The organism is Sporanaerobacter sp. PP17-6a, from assembly GCF_900095615.1.
GTDB lineage: Bacteria > Bacillota > Clostridia > Tissierellales > Acidilutibacteraceae > Acidilutibacter > Acidilutibacter cellobiosedens.
In genome coordinates this window covers 50,049-65,932 of the sequence record NZ_FMIF01000033.1, presented here as the reverse complement: position 1 = coordinate 65,932, position 15,884 = coordinate 50,049, and the positions used below count along the sequence as shown (strand labels likewise).

The 15,884-nt window shown below is 35.5% G+C and carries 18 protein-coding genes; 6 read left to right on the top strand and 12 right to left on the bottom strand.

Going from position 1 to position 15,884, the window contains the following annotated elements:
• Window positions 1-48: 48 nt before the first annotated feature.
• From PP176A_RS12970 to PP176A_RS12950, 6 genes are all read left to right on the top strand, one after another.
• Window positions 49-648 carry a tyrosine-type recombinase/integrase gene (locus PP176A_RS12970; protein WP_071140908.1) on the top strand — a complete coding sequence of 200 codons (600 nt, stop codon included), beginning with the start codon at window positions 49-51 and terminating at the stop codon, window positions 646-648.
• A 173-nt stretch (window positions 649-821) separates the two neighbouring features.
• A complete protein-coding gene (locus tag PP176A_RS12965) occupies window positions 822-2,075 on the top strand; it encodes a glycosyltransferase (RefSeq protein WP_071140907.1) in 1,254 nt (417 codons plus the stop codon).
• Between the two features lie 304 nt (window positions 2,076-2,379).
• Window positions 2,380-2,574 (top strand): RNA polymerase sigma factor, encoded by a 195-nt coding sequence (locus PP176A_RS16445; RefSeq protein ID WP_200796160.1) that lies wholly within the window; start codon window positions 2,380-2,382, stop codon window positions 2,572-2,574.
• Window positions 2,575-2,619: 45 nt separating this feature from the next.
• Window positions 2,620-2,856, top strand: a complete 237-nt coding sequence (locus PP176A_RS16770) for an RNA polymerase sigma factor (protein WP_200796159.1) — start codon at window positions 2,620-2,622, stop codon at window positions 2,854-2,856.
• Window positions 2,853-3,185, top strand: a complete 333-nt coding sequence (locus PP176A_RS12955) for a zf-HC2 domain-containing protein (RefSeq protein WP_071140906.1) — start codon at window positions 2,853-2,855, stop codon at window positions 3,183-3,185. Before PP176A_RS16770 ends, PP176A_RS12955 begins: the two co-directional genes overlap by 4 nt.
• Before the next feature lie 15 nt (window positions 3,186-3,200).
• Window positions 3,201-3,767 (top strand): ATP-binding cassette domain-containing protein, encoded by a 567-nt coding sequence (locus PP176A_RS12950; RefSeq protein ID WP_071140905.1) that lies wholly within the window; start codon window positions 3,201-3,203, stop codon window positions 3,765-3,767.
• On the opposite strand, the gene PP176A_RS12945 is transcribed toward PP176A_RS12950, so the two are convergent.
• The 12 genes from PP176A_RS12945 to PP176A_RS12890 form a co-directional block, all read right to left on the bottom strand.
• Window positions 3,744-4,208: an NUDIX hydrolase gene (locus PP176A_RS12945; RefSeq protein ID WP_071140904.1), complete on the bottom strand. Its 465-nt coding sequence runs from the start codon at window positions 4,206-4,208 to the stop codon at window positions 3,744-3,746. The genes PP176A_RS12950 and PP176A_RS12945 overlap by 24 nt on opposite strands.
• Before the next feature lie 555 nt (window positions 4,209-4,763).
• Window positions 4,764-5,375, bottom strand: a complete 612-nt coding sequence (locus PP176A_RS12940; RefSeq protein WP_071140903.1) for an NUDIX domain-containing protein — start codon at window positions 5,373-5,375, stop codon at window positions 4,764-4,766.
• 67 nt (window positions 5,376-5,442) lie between these two features.
• Complete coding sequence (locus tag PP176A_RS12935) at window positions 5,443-5,772, bottom strand: hypothetical protein (RefSeq protein ID WP_071140902.1); 330 nt, start codon at window positions 5,770-5,772, stop codon at window positions 5,443-5,445.
• Between the two features lie 127 nt (window positions 5,773-5,899).
• Window positions 5,900-7,717, bottom strand: a complete 1,818-nt coding sequence (gene glmS, locus PP176A_RS12930) for a glutamine--fructose-6-phosphate transaminase (isomerizing) (protein ID WP_071140901.1) — start codon at window positions 7,715-7,717, stop codon at window positions 5,900-5,902.
• A 21-nt stretch (window positions 7,718-7,738) separates the two neighbouring features.
• Entirely contained in the window at window positions 7,739-9,109 is a 1,371-nt protein-coding gene (gene glmM / locus PP176A_RS12925) for a phosphoglucosamine mutase (RefSeq protein WP_071140900.1), read from the bottom strand.
• 87 nt (window positions 9,110-9,196) lie between these two features.
• The gene (locus PP176A_RS12920) at window positions 9,197-10,537 is read right to left on the bottom strand and encodes a CCA tRNA nucleotidyltransferase (protein WP_071140899.1); all 1,341 of its coding nucleotides are present in this window, start codon (window positions 10,535-10,537) and stop codon (window positions 9,197-9,199) included.
• Window positions 10,538-10,624: 87 nt separating this feature from the next.
• The gene (gene fabF, locus PP176A_RS12915; protein WP_071140898.1) at window positions 10,625-11,860 is read right to left on the bottom strand and encodes a beta-ketoacyl-ACP synthase II; all 1,236 of its coding nucleotides are present in this window, start codon (window positions 11,858-11,860) and stop codon (window positions 10,625-10,627) included.
• 19 nt (window positions 11,861-11,879) lie between these two features.
• Complete coding sequence (gene acpP / locus PP176A_RS12910) at window positions 11,880-12,116, bottom strand: acyl carrier protein (RefSeq protein ID WP_071140897.1); 237 nt, start codon at window positions 12,114-12,116, stop codon at window positions 11,880-11,882.
• A 31-nt stretch (window positions 12,117-12,147) separates the two neighbouring features.
• The gene (fabG, locus tag PP176A_RS12905; RefSeq protein WP_071140896.1) at window positions 12,148-12,891 is read right to left on the bottom strand and encodes a 3-oxoacyl-[acyl-carrier-protein] reductase; all 744 of its coding nucleotides are present in this window, start codon (window positions 12,889-12,891) and stop codon (window positions 12,148-12,150) included.
• Window position 12,892: 1 nt separating this feature from the next.
• Window positions 12,893-13,846 (bottom strand): ACP S-malonyltransferase, encoded by a 954-nt coding sequence (gene fabD, locus PP176A_RS12900; protein WP_071140895.1) that lies wholly within the window; start codon window positions 13,844-13,846, stop codon window positions 12,893-12,895.
• 3 nt (window positions 13,847-13,849) lie between these two features.
• Window positions 13,850-14,800, bottom strand: coding sequence for an enoyl-[acyl-carrier-protein] reductase FabK (fabK, locus tag PP176A_RS12895; protein WP_071140894.1), 951 nt, complete (start codon window positions 14,798-14,800; stop codon window positions 13,850-13,852).
• Window positions 14,801-14,814: 14 nt separating this feature from the next.
• On the bottom strand, window positions 14,815-15,819 hold the full coding sequence (locus tag PP176A_RS12890) for a beta-ketoacyl-ACP synthase III (protein WP_304441913.1): 1,005 nt from the start codon (window positions 15,817-15,819) through the stop codon (window positions 14,815-14,817).
• Window positions 15,820-15,884 lie beyond the last annotated feature (65 nt).

Sequence of the window (15,884 nt, the reverse complement as noted above, 5' to 3'; positions counted from 1 at the left end):
TTAAACAAAATATTTATTTTGTACCATTTTATGTTTAGGAGGAAAATAATGGAGCAAAATTACAATAGACGAATAAAATATCTGACACAACAAGAAACAAGAAACCTTTTCATGGAAATCAGCAACTTAAAAAACATTCATAACACAAGAAATTTGGCAATATTTAGGATTGCATACAGGTGTGCACTGAGAGCATCGGAAATAGCCCTAATAAGACTGCAAGACTATAATGCTGGGAAAGGGGAACTTTACTGTAAAAGGCTTAAAGGTAGCTGCAATAATACAATACGGCTTGATAGTAAAACAAAAGCAGCTTTAGACAAATATATAAGTGAAGCGAATATATCGTCTAACTCCGAAGTGCTTTTCAAAAGCCAAAAAAATAAACCCATTTCGAGGCAAACTCTTGATTACTTAATGAAAAAATATTGTATGCTTGCTAAAATCGACGATAAAAGCAAACATCACTTTCATACCCTGAAACATACTGCGGCAGTTCACCTGGCCGAATCAGATATGGACATAAAGGAACTCCAGTGGTGGCTTGGTCATAAGTCCGTTTCAAATACAGAAATCTACTTTCAATTTACTACAAAGCAACAAGAAAAAATGTACGCAAAACTTGAAAAAAACAGCGAAATGGTTTAAAAGGATGCCATGGACCATATTCAAATCAACTATTGCAACAGTAATCTTGCTCACAAAGAATCTCTCGGTACTTTCATATCTCATCAAAAGTTACAATTTACAAGGATAATCCGTATTGACATATGTTTTCATTACAATTTGTACCTGAGCAAAGCGAAAGGATGTGAGTTAAAATGAAATATGGAATTATAACTATCGGTTCTCAAGGGGATATTGACCCCTTTATTGCCCTTGGAAAACGGCTTCAAAGCCGGGGACATCATGTGCGAATAGCAGCATTTCACAAGTTTGAAGAATATATCAGGTCAGAAGGCTTTGAATATGCACCACTGGCCGGGGATGCTGTCGATGTAATTCGATTGTTGATCGGGGAACAAGTGTCCCCATTTCAATACTTCTATAATCTTGATACATTATTAAATCCCATAAAAGACGAGTTCCTTTCCGATGTGGTTTCTGCCTGCAAAGGTATGGATGCAATACTGTATTCGTTGCTTGGTGCTGTGGCATGGCATGTAGCGGACAGCTTGAATATCCCTTGCTTTCGTGTATTCTTTTTTCCGGCAGACCCGACAGGAGAATTTCCGGCAATGACAGCGCCTGGTTTACCTCTTGGTCCTGTCTATAATAGATTTACATTTGCCTGCGGGGATTTTCTTTGGACTCATGCTACGCGAAGGTTGCTAAACGATTGGCGGAAAAATTTAGGGCTTACAAAAATACGTCCTTTCTCTTTTCCCTATCGAAATTTACATGGAAAGCCAATTCCTACCCTTTACGCATATAGCCCGATTGTTGCACCAAAACCTGATGAATGGGATGACGATAAACACATCACTGGATATTGGGTCCGTGATTCAAAAACTGATTGGAAGCCAGACAAGACACTTGTTAACTTTTTGAAAACAGGAAGCCGACCAATTTATATTGGCTTTGGCAGTATGGTCGGTGGTTCATTTCAACAAATTCTTGATATTGTATTGGAGAGTCTTCGAATAACGAATCAACGCACTATTCTTTCTGCCGGATGGGGCAATTTGCAGGAACAGCATTTACCCGACTATATCCATCAAGTCGGATTTGTTCCCCATGAATGGCTCTTTCAACATGTTGCTGCTGTTGTTCATCACGGCGGAGCTGGAACGACGGCCACCGGATTGCGGATGGGTGTTCCAACGATTGTAGTACCGTTTGGAGGAGATCAGCCCTATTGGGGCAATCGTGTTCATCAATTAGGAGTTGGACCAAAACCGATACCACGAAAAAAATTAGATGCAAAATGCCTTTCTGCGGCTATTTTACAAGCTATTAATAGCCAAGAAATAATTGCTAATGCTAAACATATTGGAGAAAAACTGTGTGCAGAAGACGGCGTCGGGAAAGCAACGGATATTATTGAGCATAGAACCAAAATAGATAATTATTAAGTTGATTTTCTTAATGCATCACACAGAATTATTCATTAAAATGTATCAGAAATTTTTGTTCTGTACAACTCCAAAAAATCACAGGAATTTAAGGGCGGCAAGTTCGCTCTTTTTTTTCGACACTTTTCAAATGACATATACAAAAAATTTGTGAGGAACACTGTATCTCCGATGTGGTTCACTTTGAACATATATGGCTGGTACCTAAAGAAACAAGTAAATCTGAAAATATAAGATGGAAAGAAAATAAAAAAATTTGAAACGTTTTTATATAATCTAAGTCTTATAGACGGGAGGTGAGAAAGTGAGGGACTTCGAAAAAATATATACAGAATACTTTTCCGACGTATATAAATATGTGCTGACCATATGCCGGAACGGGGCCATTGCGGAAGAAGTTACACAGGAAACTTTTTTCAAGGCTATGCGGCATATAAATCAATTCAACGGAAGCTGTAAATTATATGTATGGCTTTGTCAGATAGCTAAAAATACTTAATTCTCGCTTTCCAATAAGCAAAAGTGGATAAGCCCTGATATAGATGTGGATTTCCCGGATACAACATCGGATTTAGAAAGAGATTACCTTGATAAAGACACGGCAAGGCGGTTACACGTTCTCCTTCATAATCTGAATGAGCCATACAAAGAGGTCTTTACTTTACGGGTGTTTGGAGAACTGCCATTTTCTCAAATCGGTGAATTATTTGAGAAAACCGATAGTTGGGCAAGACTGATTTTTTACAGAGCAAAAAAACAATTACAGGAGGCAATGAAATGAAAATATCTTGTGAAATCATAAGAGATTTACTGCCGTTGTACCACGATGGCGTTTGCAGTAACGATAGCAAAAAATTAGTTGAAGAACATCTTGCTTATTGTGATAGCTGTAAAGCCGAGTTGAAAGCAATGGACGATAAATTACCCATTAACGATGCGAAGCAAAATTTGAACGAAGCCGAAGCGGTAAAGAAACTGTCAAGGAGGTGGAAAAAAGGAATGATAAAATCGTTGCTGAAAGGCATTTTAATCACGATTTTAGCCATTGCCGTTATTGTGCTTATTCTCTATTGCTTCATGGATTTTAGAATTACACCCAAACCCTATTGATTGGAGGAAAATAATTTGAATGACTACATTTTAACAGCAGAGCATATCAAAAAAGAATACAACGGAAACACGGTTTTACGTGACGTTTCAATTTATATTAAGAAAGGTGAGATTTACGGCTTGATTGGTAAAAACGGTTCCGGTAAAACGACCCTGTTTCGTATTCTGACAGGACTTATTCAAAGATATAACGGAACGGTTTCCGTTGGAAAAGTTAATACTCACAAAAGCAAGGTTTCTGCAGTTATTAACTCTCCATCATTGTTTCTTAATTTGAGCGCATTTGAAAACATGAAAGCGCAAGCATTCCTGTTGGGAATTCACAATGACAGCCGGATTAAACAAACCCTGAAAACTGTCGGATTACAGGATTATAAAAACATACTGGCAAAAAATTTCTCATTGGGCATGACCCAAAGATTGAAATTGGGAATGGCACTGTTGAAAACCCCTGATATTCTCATTTTAGACGAACCTATTAATGGACTAGACCCCGATGGTATTGTAGAACTACGGGAACTGCTGCTCAACTTAAATCATACCGACGGAATGACAATTCTAATTTCCAGCCAGATACTTTGAAAGGAATTCCTCCACAATTTCTTCAATTGAAGAACTCAAATTTGATGGTATTTTATCCAACGGGAAAAATCGTGCATCTCTACCTTCACTCGGATCAACTACTATTTCTCCAGAAAAATCTTTACATATATATGTAGCAGTAACATTATAAACTTCATTCCCGTCCGGATATTTATAGTATAATTTCTCTCCTGAATAAACATTAAAAAGTTTTAGATCTCTACATATTAGTCCTACTTCTTCCAATACTTCACGCTTAGCCGTTTGTTCAAAGCTTTCACCTAACTCCATCGCTCCACCTGGTAATCCCCACCAATCTCTGTCGATACGATGATGTAACAAAATTTGACCTTGATCATTCAGTAAAATAACATTTGCTCCGCACATAATTATTGGTCTTGTGCCTATTAGTTTCCTTAAATCTCCAATATAATCTGTCATACCTGCCCCTCCAAAATTATACTTATTTAACCTAAATACTGATTAGCATCATAGAAATCTTACATAGCTTTCGAATCTCTGACATCTGCAACCTAACATTTCATATTATAATTATGGGTATTGCTAATTCTCACAAATTATATACTTTAATTGTATACATCGGCAATATTCCCTTTATGCATTATTAGTGAACTACACCCCACTTATAAGAAGTGGGGGCTTCGTACAGAAGATTTATAGTCTAAGCTATCCTTATTCTAACAGGTGTATCCACTTCGCCACTACCATATAGTGCTTTTATGCACACAACGCTACTTTTTTTTAGTATATTCAATGCTCCGTTTACATCAGCATTTAAGCAATATCCTTTTTGGGTCTTATATAGTCCTCTTTTGCCACTGAATTCATATTCCTTTGATGCGTTGGGATTATATTGATGTAACTTTGTAATAAAGTTTAATCATTTTATTATATATATTATAAAAGTCTATTATAAATCCATATCAACAGTGCAGAGTTAAAAAACAAAACTACATTCCTTTCAATGCCTAAATTTTATTTTTGCAAAATATACCCTAATGCCTTTGCTGTACCAATGGGGTAAAGATATATATTATCAAAATCTAAATTTTTACACCCAGCTACTATATCAGCTCCATTATTTACTAATTCTCTCAATGTAGGCTTATAACTAACATTTTTAACCACTTGCTCTCTAGTTAAAGCAATCACTCCTCCAACTTCATATTTTTGAAGGTTTTTAGGCTCTGTACTTAATCTTGCATTAAATATTATTATTTTATACAATTGTCCTGCTTTTGGAGTTCCTTCTGCATGAATCATATCATATAACGCAAGAGGTTTTACATTATCCTCCACTTCAACATTCTCTATTTTACCATCACTATGCATATACCACGTTTTTTCAGATGAAATTAGTTGTATATCAGCCTCTAATTCTTCCTTAACTTCTCGTTTCGCACAAGTAACAAAATCCTTCCCTTCCTCTAAATGACCTCCAATCCCTGCATAAAAAATATTATTTTTCATATTCTCATACTTTTTACCCGGTAAGAAAAATAAATACTTTTCATCAGTATACTTTAATGCTAATCCTACTCCAGTTTCTGTACTTTCCTTAATATAATCCGAAAGCTTATACAACAAATCTATCATCTCCTAATTAATTAGTATAGTATTATCTCAATACTATCTATTTCATACACTGGAATTATTATTGTTCTATTTCCCGAATCATTTTAAAAACATTATCATCAATAATAAATCTCAAGTTATAATAATCGTCTCCCTTTAAAAGGAGGCTCAAGTATTCTTTTTCAGATATGTTATTATATCCAATAGTTGTTTTTCTACAAACATCATACTTTTCATAATTGTTAAGAAGCCTTTCAACTAATAAAGAAAGATATTTTGCTTGATCATAAGATAAATGCATAGGGTATGCATGAACTTTATTCCAAAATACTGTTTCAATTTTTCTAGTTCCATATAGTTTATTAAACTTATCATAATCTTGATATAAAATAGTACCAGGATAAAGCATAGTTGGCTTAAGTGATACTCCGCAAATTTTGATAAAAACCCCGCAACAAATCAGAAATTATTCTGTATCTACTGCGAGGTTTCACAAAGTTCATTATTATAGAGTAAAATACTACAGCCTTATAATTTTATTCTACAGTTACGGATTTTGCCAAATTTCTTGGTTTATCTATATCACAGCCTTTTTTCTTTGCTGCATAATAAGCTAACAGTTGAAGCAATATTCCCGATAGTGGAGCCGTCAGCTCATCTATTATTTCTGGAATATATAACACGACATCCGCTTCTTTTTCTATTTCCTTATTTCCCTTTTTAGCTATAGCTATTACATATCCTCCTCTTGCTTTTACTTCTTTTATATTGCTTAATGTTTTATCAAACAATCTATTCTGAGTAGCCAATGCTATAACGGGAATTCCATCCTCAACTAACGCTAAGGTACCATGCTTTAATTCTCCCGCTGCTATGGCTTCAGAATGTATGTATGATATTTCCTTAAGTTTCAAACTACCTTCCATTGCCACATAATAATCTATACTTCTTCCTATATAAAATACATCTTTTTGATTCACAATATAAGATGATATACTTTCAATTTCAGATTCCATTTTCAAAACACTTTCAGCTTTTTGAGGAAAAGATTTTATTTCATTTAATACTTTTGTATATTCATCATCTGAGATGGCTTTTCTTAATTTTCCTATATAAAGAGAAATCATAGCCAAAACAGCTACCTGAGTAGTATATGCCTTTGTAGATGCTACCGCAATCTCAGGACCTGCCCATGTATACACACAATAATCGGATTCCCGTGGAATAGAACTTCCTACTACATTGCATATGGAAAGAATCTTTGCCCCTTTCTTTCTTCCAAGTCTTAAGGCAGCCAATGTATCTGCTGTTTCTCCAGATTGGCTTATAATTATCATAAAAGTATTTTTATCGATAAACGGATTGTTGTATCTGAATTCGGAAGCAATGTCCACCGACACAGGAATCTTTGCATATTTCTCTATAAGATTTTTCCCTACTAATCCTGCATGATAGGCTGTCCCACAAGCTATAACATAAATTTTATTTACATTATCAAAATTTGTAGGAAATTCATCAAGTTTTATATTTCCGCTTTCATCTATTCTCGGAGATATAGTATCTTTAAGAGCTTTTGGTTGTTCCGATATCTCTTTGAGCATAAAATGCTCATATCCGCCTTTTTGGGATTCCCCAACATTCCATGTCACTTCAAAGGGTTCTCTTTCAATTAAATTTCCGTCAAAATCCATCAGCTGCAGAGAATCTTTTTTAACTACTGCCACTTCACTGTTCTCTATTATTATAACGTCTTTAGTCCAATTAATAACAGCAGTTATATCTGAAGCTATAAAGTTTTCACCTTTCCCTATTCCTATGACTAATGGGCTATCCCTTCTCACAGCTATTATTTCATCCGGATTATCCTTTGACATGATAGCTAAAGCAAAAGAGCCTTTCAGTTCTTTCAAAGCAGTAAGTACAGCTTCTTTCAAATCCCCATTGTAATAATAATCAATCAATGACGGTATAACTTCCGTATCAGTTTCGGATAAAAAAGTATATCCTTTTTCTGCTAATTTCTTCCTTAATTCCAGATAGTTTTCTATAATCCCATTATGAACCACCGCAATATTTCCTTTTTGGTTCAAATGTGGATGAGCATTGATATCTGAAGGTTCTCCGTGAGTTGCCCATCTTGTATGAGCAATCCCTACATTCCCATGTATCTTGCTAAATTTGATTTTTTCTTCCAAGTTTGCTATTCTGCCTTTACATTTAAATACGTCTATTTTCCCTTTATCAATAACTGCAATTCCGGCAGAATCATATCCTCTGTATTCTAATCTTTTTAACCCCTGAATCAATATGGGCTGAGCTTCCTTATCTCCTATATATCCTATTATTCCACACATTATTTTCACCTTCCCTTTTAATTAGTTGTATTGGCATCCCCAAACTTTTTCTCCCAGTCTTTTTTCAATCAAATCGGCTAATTCTGTTGCCATTTTATCAATTTTATTCTGATCCTTTCCTTCTATCATTACTCTGACTAAAGGTTCCGTTCCTGAAGGTCTGATGACAACTCTTCCCTCTCCGTTAAATTCAAACTCAAGATTTCTTATCCTTTCTTTTATAACCTCATCTTCAAGGTATCTATTCTTATTCTCATTTTTCACCTTTGCATTAACTAACACCTGAGGATAATTAACCATCAAATTATTCAACTCGGATAATCTTTTATTTGTCTTTTTCACGGTATCAATTAACTGCAGCGATGTAAGAAGGCCGTCTCCCGTAGTATTATGTTCAAGAAATATTATATGACCCGATTGTTCTCCTCCAAGAACATACCCATCTTTCAACATTTCCTCTATTACATACCTATCTCCAACCTTAGTTTTCACAATATTTATTCCTTTGCTCTTTAAATAAACATCCAAACCCATATTTGTCATAACCGTTCCTACTATCCCGTTATTTTTTAATTTTCCTTCCTCTTTAAGCCGTGTTCCGCATATAGCTAATATATGATCTCCATCTACAATATTCCCTTTTTCATCTACAGCTATCAATCTGTCTGCATCTCCATCATAAGAAAGCCCTATATCAGCTTTTGTTTTCAAAACCAATTTTTTAATCATAGCAGGATTAGTAGACCCACAATTCACGTTAATATTGACTCCGTTTGGCTCACGATTTATGACTACCACATCTCCGTTTAATTCTGTAAAAAGTTTAAGGGCAATATCGTATACTGCTCCGTTTCCGCAGTCAATGGCAATTTTAAGCCCATTCAAATCAGTATCTATTGTTTTTTTCAAATGGTCTATATAATCTCTTGCTCCATTCTCAGATACTATTTTTTCTCCTATATCTCCTGCAATCGGCCTTAAATCTATGACACCCCTATCTAAAATTATGCTTTCTATTTTCTCTTCTATACTATCATCAAGTTTATATCCCTTTTCATTAAAAAATTTGATCCCATTGTATTCTACCGGGTTATGGGATGCCGAAATAACTACTCCGCTTAAAGCATTATACTTTCTTGTAAGATAAGCAACACAAGGAGTGGGGACTATTCCTACGGATATAACATTCAGCCCGACTGACAATATCCCAGCTGTCAAGGCTTGCTCCAACATATCTCCGGATTTTCTCGTATCTCTTCCAACAACAATATTACCCTTTTTGCCGTTAGACAAAAAATACGCCCCTGCTCTTCCAATATTAAAGGCAAGTTCCGGTGTTAAATCCTTGTTAGCTATTCCTCTTACTCCATCAGTTCCAAACAATCTACCCATCAATTCTACCTCCCATGTAGAAATATAACATTATTATCATAGCACAAGCCAATTATATTAACAAATATTTTTTGAAACAAAACTTTTCTATTTCAGGGGATATCTTCTATTAACCAATTCTATTAAACTTTTCTTCTTATTCAATTTTGAATTCCCCATAACTTCTTCCAATAAATAATTTAATATCTCTCCTATGACTTTTCCTTCTCTATATCCTAAATTAATTAAATCTCTTCCATCTATATCTAAATCCTTTAATTGAAACGCCTCTTTATTTTTAATTATTTCTTTGGTACGATTCTCCATTTGAATAATATGTTCAAATTCATAATCTCCGCTGCTGCACTTTTTATCTGCCTTTTGAAGGGTAAATAAAGAAAATATTTTTTCTTTCCCCATTCTTCTTATAAGTCTTTTTAATCCTTTATCTCCAAAATTTCTGCCGTGTTTCATATGTAATTCTACTAACTCTCTTACCTCTTCTGTAAGTTCTTTTGAACATTTAAATCTTTCCAATATTTCTTCAGTTATTTCCGCTCCCTTTTTATCGTGATTATAAAAATGGCCTATTCCTTTTTCATCAACAGTAAAAGTATAAGGTTTCCCAATATCATGGAAAAGTGCGGCCAAACGTATGCTGAGTACAGAAGGAGTATTATCCAATACGCAAAGAATGTGGTTATATACATCTTTATCATGGTGAGGATTTTTTTGGTCAAATCCTATGGCAGGAATAATCTCGGGGATTATTATTTTAAGAACTCCCATTTCTTCCATTAACCTTATTCCGGTTGAAGGAGTCTCTGAAAGAAGCATTTTGAAAAATTCCTTCTGTATCCTTTCCATGCTAATATCTCGAATTTTATCCGCGTTTTTCTTCCCGGATAAATAAGTTTTTCTTTCTATTTTAAATTTCAGCTCACAAGAAAATCTTATAGCTCTTAATATTCTAAGATAATCTTCTTTAAACCTCTCTTCAGGATCCCCCACGGTTTGTATAATTTCATTATTCAAATCCTCCATTCCGTGAAAGGGATCAACTATTCCTTCTGTTTTATTATATGCTAATGCATTTATTGTGAAATCTCTTCTTGAAAGATCTTTTTTAATATCAGTACAAAAATTTACCCAATCAGGTCTTCTGCCATCGGAATAACTCCCCTCCACTCTAAACGTGGTAACTTCCACCCGGTGTCCTTCCGACAAAACTATTATAGTACCGAATTTCTTCCCTACATCTATAGTTTTTATGTTATTAAAAACACTCTGAATTTGTTCGGGAAGAGCGTTAGTAGTTATATCAAAATCTTGAGGAACCTTATCCATAAGAATATCTCTTATGCACCCTCCTACCAGATATGATTCATAACCTTCCTCTTCCAATCTGTTTAATATAAATTCCACATATTGAGGTATTTTAATATCCATAAAATCACTCCATACTGATACTTAAAACACATAACATATATTATATCACAAAAATGCCTCCCGAATTCAATTGGGAGGCAGCATAAATTATTCAAATTTTTTTATAAGTATTGATCCATTATGACCACCAAAACCAAAAGAATTAGATAGGGCATATTTTACATCTCTAATTTTGCTTTTATTGGGAGTATAGTCAAGATCACATTCTTCATCAGGAAACTCATAATTAACGGTGGGGTGAATTATTCCCCTTTCTACAGTCAAAACAGTAGCTATTGCTTCAATTCCTCCCGCTGCTCCCAAAAGATGTCCTGTCATAGATTTTGTTGAACTTATTGAGATTTCATGAGCATGCTCTTTAAATACCTTCTTTATGGCTAAAGTTTCCAACTTGTCATTATAGTAAGTACTGGTGCCATGAGCATTAATATAGTCTACGGATTTATAATCAACTTTTCCGTCTTCCAATGCCAGTCTCATCGCATCTGCCGCCCCTTCTCCATCAGGTTCCGGTTCTGTAATATGATAAGCATCTGAAGTAATTCCATATCCTACTATTTCTCCATATATATGAGCATCTCTTTTCAACGCATGCTCCAGTTCTTCCAGTACAATTAATCCTGCTCCTTCTCCTACAACAAAACCGTCTCTGTTCTTGTCAAAAGGCCTGCTTGCTCTTTCAGGTTCTTCATTTCTTGTGGACAATGCTCTCATAGAAGAAAACCCTGCTACCGCCATAGGGCATACGGATGCTTCACTTCCGCCGGTTATAATAATGTCGGCTGTACCGTTCTGTATCATTCTAAAGGACTCTCCTATTGCATGAGTCCCGGAAGAACACGCTGTAGTAATATCAAGGGAAGGTCCTTTGAACCCAAAAAACATTGATACCTGTCCCGGAGCCATGTTAGAAATCATCATAGGTATAAAAAAAGGACTAATCCTTTTTGGACCTTTTTCCAACAATTTTGTATGCTCTTTCTCAAAGGTTTGTATTCCTCCTACCCCTGAACCTATTATAATTCCAACCCTTTTTTTATCAATTTTGTCCAAATTCATTTCGCTGTCTTTTATGGCAATCTCAGTCCCTGCTACTGCAAATTGGGCAAATCTGTCCATTTTTTTGGCCTGCTTCTTATCCATGTAGTCTTCAGGACAGAAATCATCTACCTGTCCTGCAATTTTAACAGAAAAATCTTCAGCATCAAAACATGTAATTTTTCCAATACCGGATTTCCCTTCTATTAAAGAATTCCAATATTTCTCTTTTCCTATGCCTATAGGAGTTATAGGGCCAATACCGGTTATAACTACTCTTCTCAACTAAATTCCCCCCTAAACCTTAAGCTATTTTGGATTGCACGTAATTAACAATATCTCCTATATTCTTAAACTTTTCCGCATCTTCATCGGGAATCTCAATGTCAAATTCATCTTCAATTCCCATCATTACTTCAACGGCATCCAAGGAGTCTGCATCTAAATCTCCCATAATAGAAGTTTCAAGGGTTATTTCTTCCGAATCATCTATTTCAAGTTGTTCCGCAATAATATTCCTTATTTTTTCAAATACATTCATATAAATTTCCTCCTTCATATCAATTATGCTTTTACATTACCATTCCGCCATCCACATTTATTACCTGACCGGTAATATAGCTGGCTTCCCTACTGCACAGAAACAAAACTGCATTAGCAATGTCTTCCGGTTCGGCACATCTTTTCAGAGGTATTGAGTCAATCATCTTTTTCTTCACATCATCTTTTAAAATTTCAGTCATATCCGTTTTTACAAATCCCGGTGCGACAGCATTAACCCTTATTCCCCTGCCTCCCAGTTCTTTCGCAACCGTTTTTGTAAAACCTATAATACCGGCTTTAGAAGCACTGTAATTACTTTGTCCGGCATTACCCGTCAATCCAACTACAGACGCAATATTTACAATTATTCCAGACTTTTGTCGTATCATGTTCTTTGACACCGCCTTTGTAACAAGATATGTTCCTCTCAGGTTAGTATTGATAACTGAATCCCAATCCTCCGATTTCATCCTCACTAAAAGACCATCTTTTGTAATTCCTGCGTTGTTTATCAATATGTCTACAGAGTCAAATTGTTTTAGTACCAATTCAACCATATTTTTTACATCTTTCTCTTCTGAAATATCCGCTTTTACAGCTATTCCTTTCACTTCAAATTTCTTTATCTCATCTATCACCTCCTTTGCTTTATCATCATTAGAGATATATGTTATTGCTACATTTACGCCATTTCGTGCAAGTCCCAAAGCTATCGATCTTCCGATTCCTCTTGTACCTCCTGTAACTATAGCATTTCTACCATTAATAGTCAAACTAATACCTCCTTTTGTTAAAAAAATCACACAATTCGTTATATTCCTCTATATTACTGACATTATAAGCATTTACCTCTACATTTTCATACTTTGCTATTCTCTTTACAAAGCCTGTCAAGCTTTTCCCAGGTCCTATCTCTACAAAAGTATCTGTTCCTTCTTTTAACATAAAAGATATGGTATCAGTCCACAAAACCGGACTGCTTACCTGTTTTATAAGATTTGAAATTATAGATTCTCTTTTAACAGGTTTTGCATCCACATTAGCAATGACTTCTTTTTTCAATGGGAAAATATCTATATTTTTTAATTCATCTTTTAACTTTTCTCCGGCAGGTTCCAGCAATTTGCAATGAAAAGGTGCACTTACACGCAAAATAACAGCTTTTTTAGCTCCAAGTTCTTTTGCCTTATCACACGCCACATTCAAAGGGTAAATTTCTCCCGAAATAACTATTTGTTCAGGACTGTTATAATTAGCTACTTCAACTACTCCATACTGCCTTGATTCTTCAATTGCTTTAAGAACACCTTCTTTATCTAATCCCAATATTGCAGCCATGCCTCCCTTTCCTTCCGGAACTGCTTCCTGCATATACTTTCCTCTTTTTTTAACAACTTTTACTGCATCTGAGAAACTAATAGATTCGGCTTTTACTAAAGAAGAATATTCTCCTAAGCTTAAACCTGCTGTATAATCACAGTCAATCCCCATTTTCTCTACAGCCCTTAATATTGCAATGCTGGTTGTAAGAATAGCAGGTTGAGTATTTTCTGTTTTTTTTAATTCATCCTCGTCTCCCTCAAAACACAGAGAACTTAAACCCATATTGAGAGATTCATCTGCCTCGTCAAAGACTTCCCTGGAAACAGAAAATCTTTCATAAAAATCTTTTCCCATTCCTACATATTGTGCTCCTTGCCCGGGAAATATAAAAGCAACTTTCCCCATCTTTTATTCCTCCCCATTTCTCTTCGATAACATATTTAGCTGTTCTTCAGCTTCTCTAACTATGTCTTCAATTATCCTTTGACATGGTTTTATATCATGTATCATTCCCGCTATTTGTCCGGCCATTAAAGAACCGTTTGGAATATCTCCATCAACCACTGCTTTTCTAAGTCTGCCTACGCCTAAATTTTCCAATTTTTCAAAGGGAACCCCTTCTTTTTCAAGTTTTAAATATTCCTTTGCAAATTTATTTTTCAATACTCTTACAGGATATCCTGTACTTCTTCCCGTAACTATAGCATCTCTGTCCTTGGCTTTCAGTATTGCTTCTTTATAATTTTCATGGGTACTGCATTCTGTAGAACATACAAATCTTGTTCCCATTTGGATACCTTCGGCACCTAAACTTAAAGCTGCCAGAAATCCCCTTCCGTCAGCTATTCCTCCCGCCGCAATTACCGGAATATCTACTGCATCTACTACTTGGGGAACAAGACACATAGTAGTCTGTTCTCCAATATGCCCACCTGCTTCCGTACCTTCCGCTATCAGTGCATCTACTCCCTCTTTTTCCAGTCTTTTAGCTAAAGCTACCGAAGGAACCACAGGTAAAACTTTTATTCCATATTCTTTAAATTTTTTTATATATTTTCCCGGATTTCCTGCTCCGGTGGTCACAACAGGAACTCTTTCTTCACAAACCAATTCTACTATATCCTCGGCAGAAGGAGACATAAGCATTATATTAACTCCAAAGGGCTTGTCCGTTATTTCCTTAGTTTTTCTTATTTCCTCACGAATTACATCCTTAGGTGCGTTCCCTGCCGCTATAATTCCAAGTCCTCCTCCGTTTGATACCGCTCCTGCTAAACTATGAGTAGCAACCCATGCCATTCCTCCCTGTATAATAGGATATTTTATATTTAAAATTTCACATACTCTCGTATTAAACAAAATAAACACCCCTTTTATTTAGACCATTTTAAAATTACGGAAGCCCAAGTAAGTCCCGCTCCAAAAGCAACCAAAAGAACTATGTCATCCTTCTTAATTAATCCTTTGGATACAGCTTCATCAATGGCTACAGGAATTGATGCGGAAGACATATTGCCATATTTATTTAAGTTTATAAACACCTTTTCTTTTGGTACCTTAAGTCTTTTGGCAACAGACTCTATAATCCTTATATTAGCCTGATGAGGAATAAGAAAATCTATATCATCTAAGGACATTCCCGCATCATTTAATGTGTCAAGGGCAGTTTTTTCCATGGATCTCACCGCAAATTTAAACACTTCTCCTCCATTCATATGTACCGTATGAAGTTTTTTCTGAACAGTTTCAATACTTGCGGGCATCCTCGAACCGCCTGCAGGCTGAGTCAAAAAATGACCATTTGCTCCGTCTGCCCCTAAATTATAAGCAAGGATTCCCTTGCCTTCCTCACATCTTTGAAGAATACATGCTCCTGCTCCATCTCCAAAAAGAACACACGTACTTCTGTCAGTCCAATTAAGAACTCTTGAAAGTATTTCAGCTCCAATAACCAATACAGTTTTACAAGCTCCTGTCTTAATAAAATTTGAACCTATAGCAAGTCCATATAAAAATCCTGAACAACCTACAGAAATGTCAAATGCAGCTGCATTTTTCAGCCCTAAATTTTTCTGGACTAAACATGCTGTAGAAGGATATGCCATATCAGACGTAACTGTTGCTATAATTACAAGATCAACATCTTCAGGTTCAACGCCTGCATCTTTCATTGCCTTTTGAGCGGCAAAAGTACACAAATCAGATGTTGCCATGCTTTTATCGGCGATTCTTCTCGATTCAATTCCAGTTCTTGTCCTTATCCATTCATCAGATGTATCCACCATCTTTTCCAAATCAAAATTTGTAAGTGTCGTTTCAGGCACATAGCTTCCTACTCCCGAAATTCCAACGGGATACAAAGTATTCAAAATATGCACCTCCAATTTATGTTTAATTTAAATATTTGAATTAAGATATATTTTATAATATAATTTAATTGTTA

Coding starts and splice junctions, on each gene's coding strand:
- PP176A_RS12970 (WP_071140908.1), top strand. CDS start 49: ATGGAGCAAAATTACAATAGACGAATAAAATATCTGACACAACAAGAA.
- glmM (WP_071140900.1), bottom strand. CDS start 9,109: ATGGGTAGATTGTTTGGAACTGATGGAGTAAGAGGAATAGCTAACAAG.
- glmS (WP_071140901.1), bottom strand. CDS start 7,717: ATGTGTGGAATAATAGGATATATAGGAGATAAGGAAGCTCAGCCCATA.
- PP176A_RS12935 (WP_071140902.1), bottom strand. CDS start 5,772: ATGCTTTATCCTGGTACTATTTTATATCAAGATTATGATAAGTTTAAT.
- PP176A_RS12965 (WP_071140907.1), top strand. CDS start 822: ATGAAATATGGAATTATAACTATCGGTTCTCAAGGGGATATTGACCCC.
- acpP (WP_071140897.1), bottom strand. CDS start 12,116: ATGAATGTATTTGAAAAAATAAGGAATATTATTGCGGAACAACTTGAA.
- PP176A_RS12920 (WP_071140899.1), bottom strand. CDS start 10,537: ATGGATATTAAAATACCTCAATATGTGGAATTTATATTAAACAGATTG.
- fabD (WP_071140895.1), bottom strand. CDS start 13,846: ATGGGGAAAGTTGCTTTTATATTTCCCGGGCAAGGAGCACAATATGTA.
- PP176A_RS12945 (WP_071140904.1), bottom strand. CDS start 4,208: ATGACAGATTATATTGGAGATTTAAGGAAACTAATAGGCACAAGACCA.
- PP176A_RS12955 (WP_071140906.1), top strand. CDS start 2,853: ATGAAAATATCTTGTGAAATCATAAGAGATTTACTGCCGTTGTACCAC.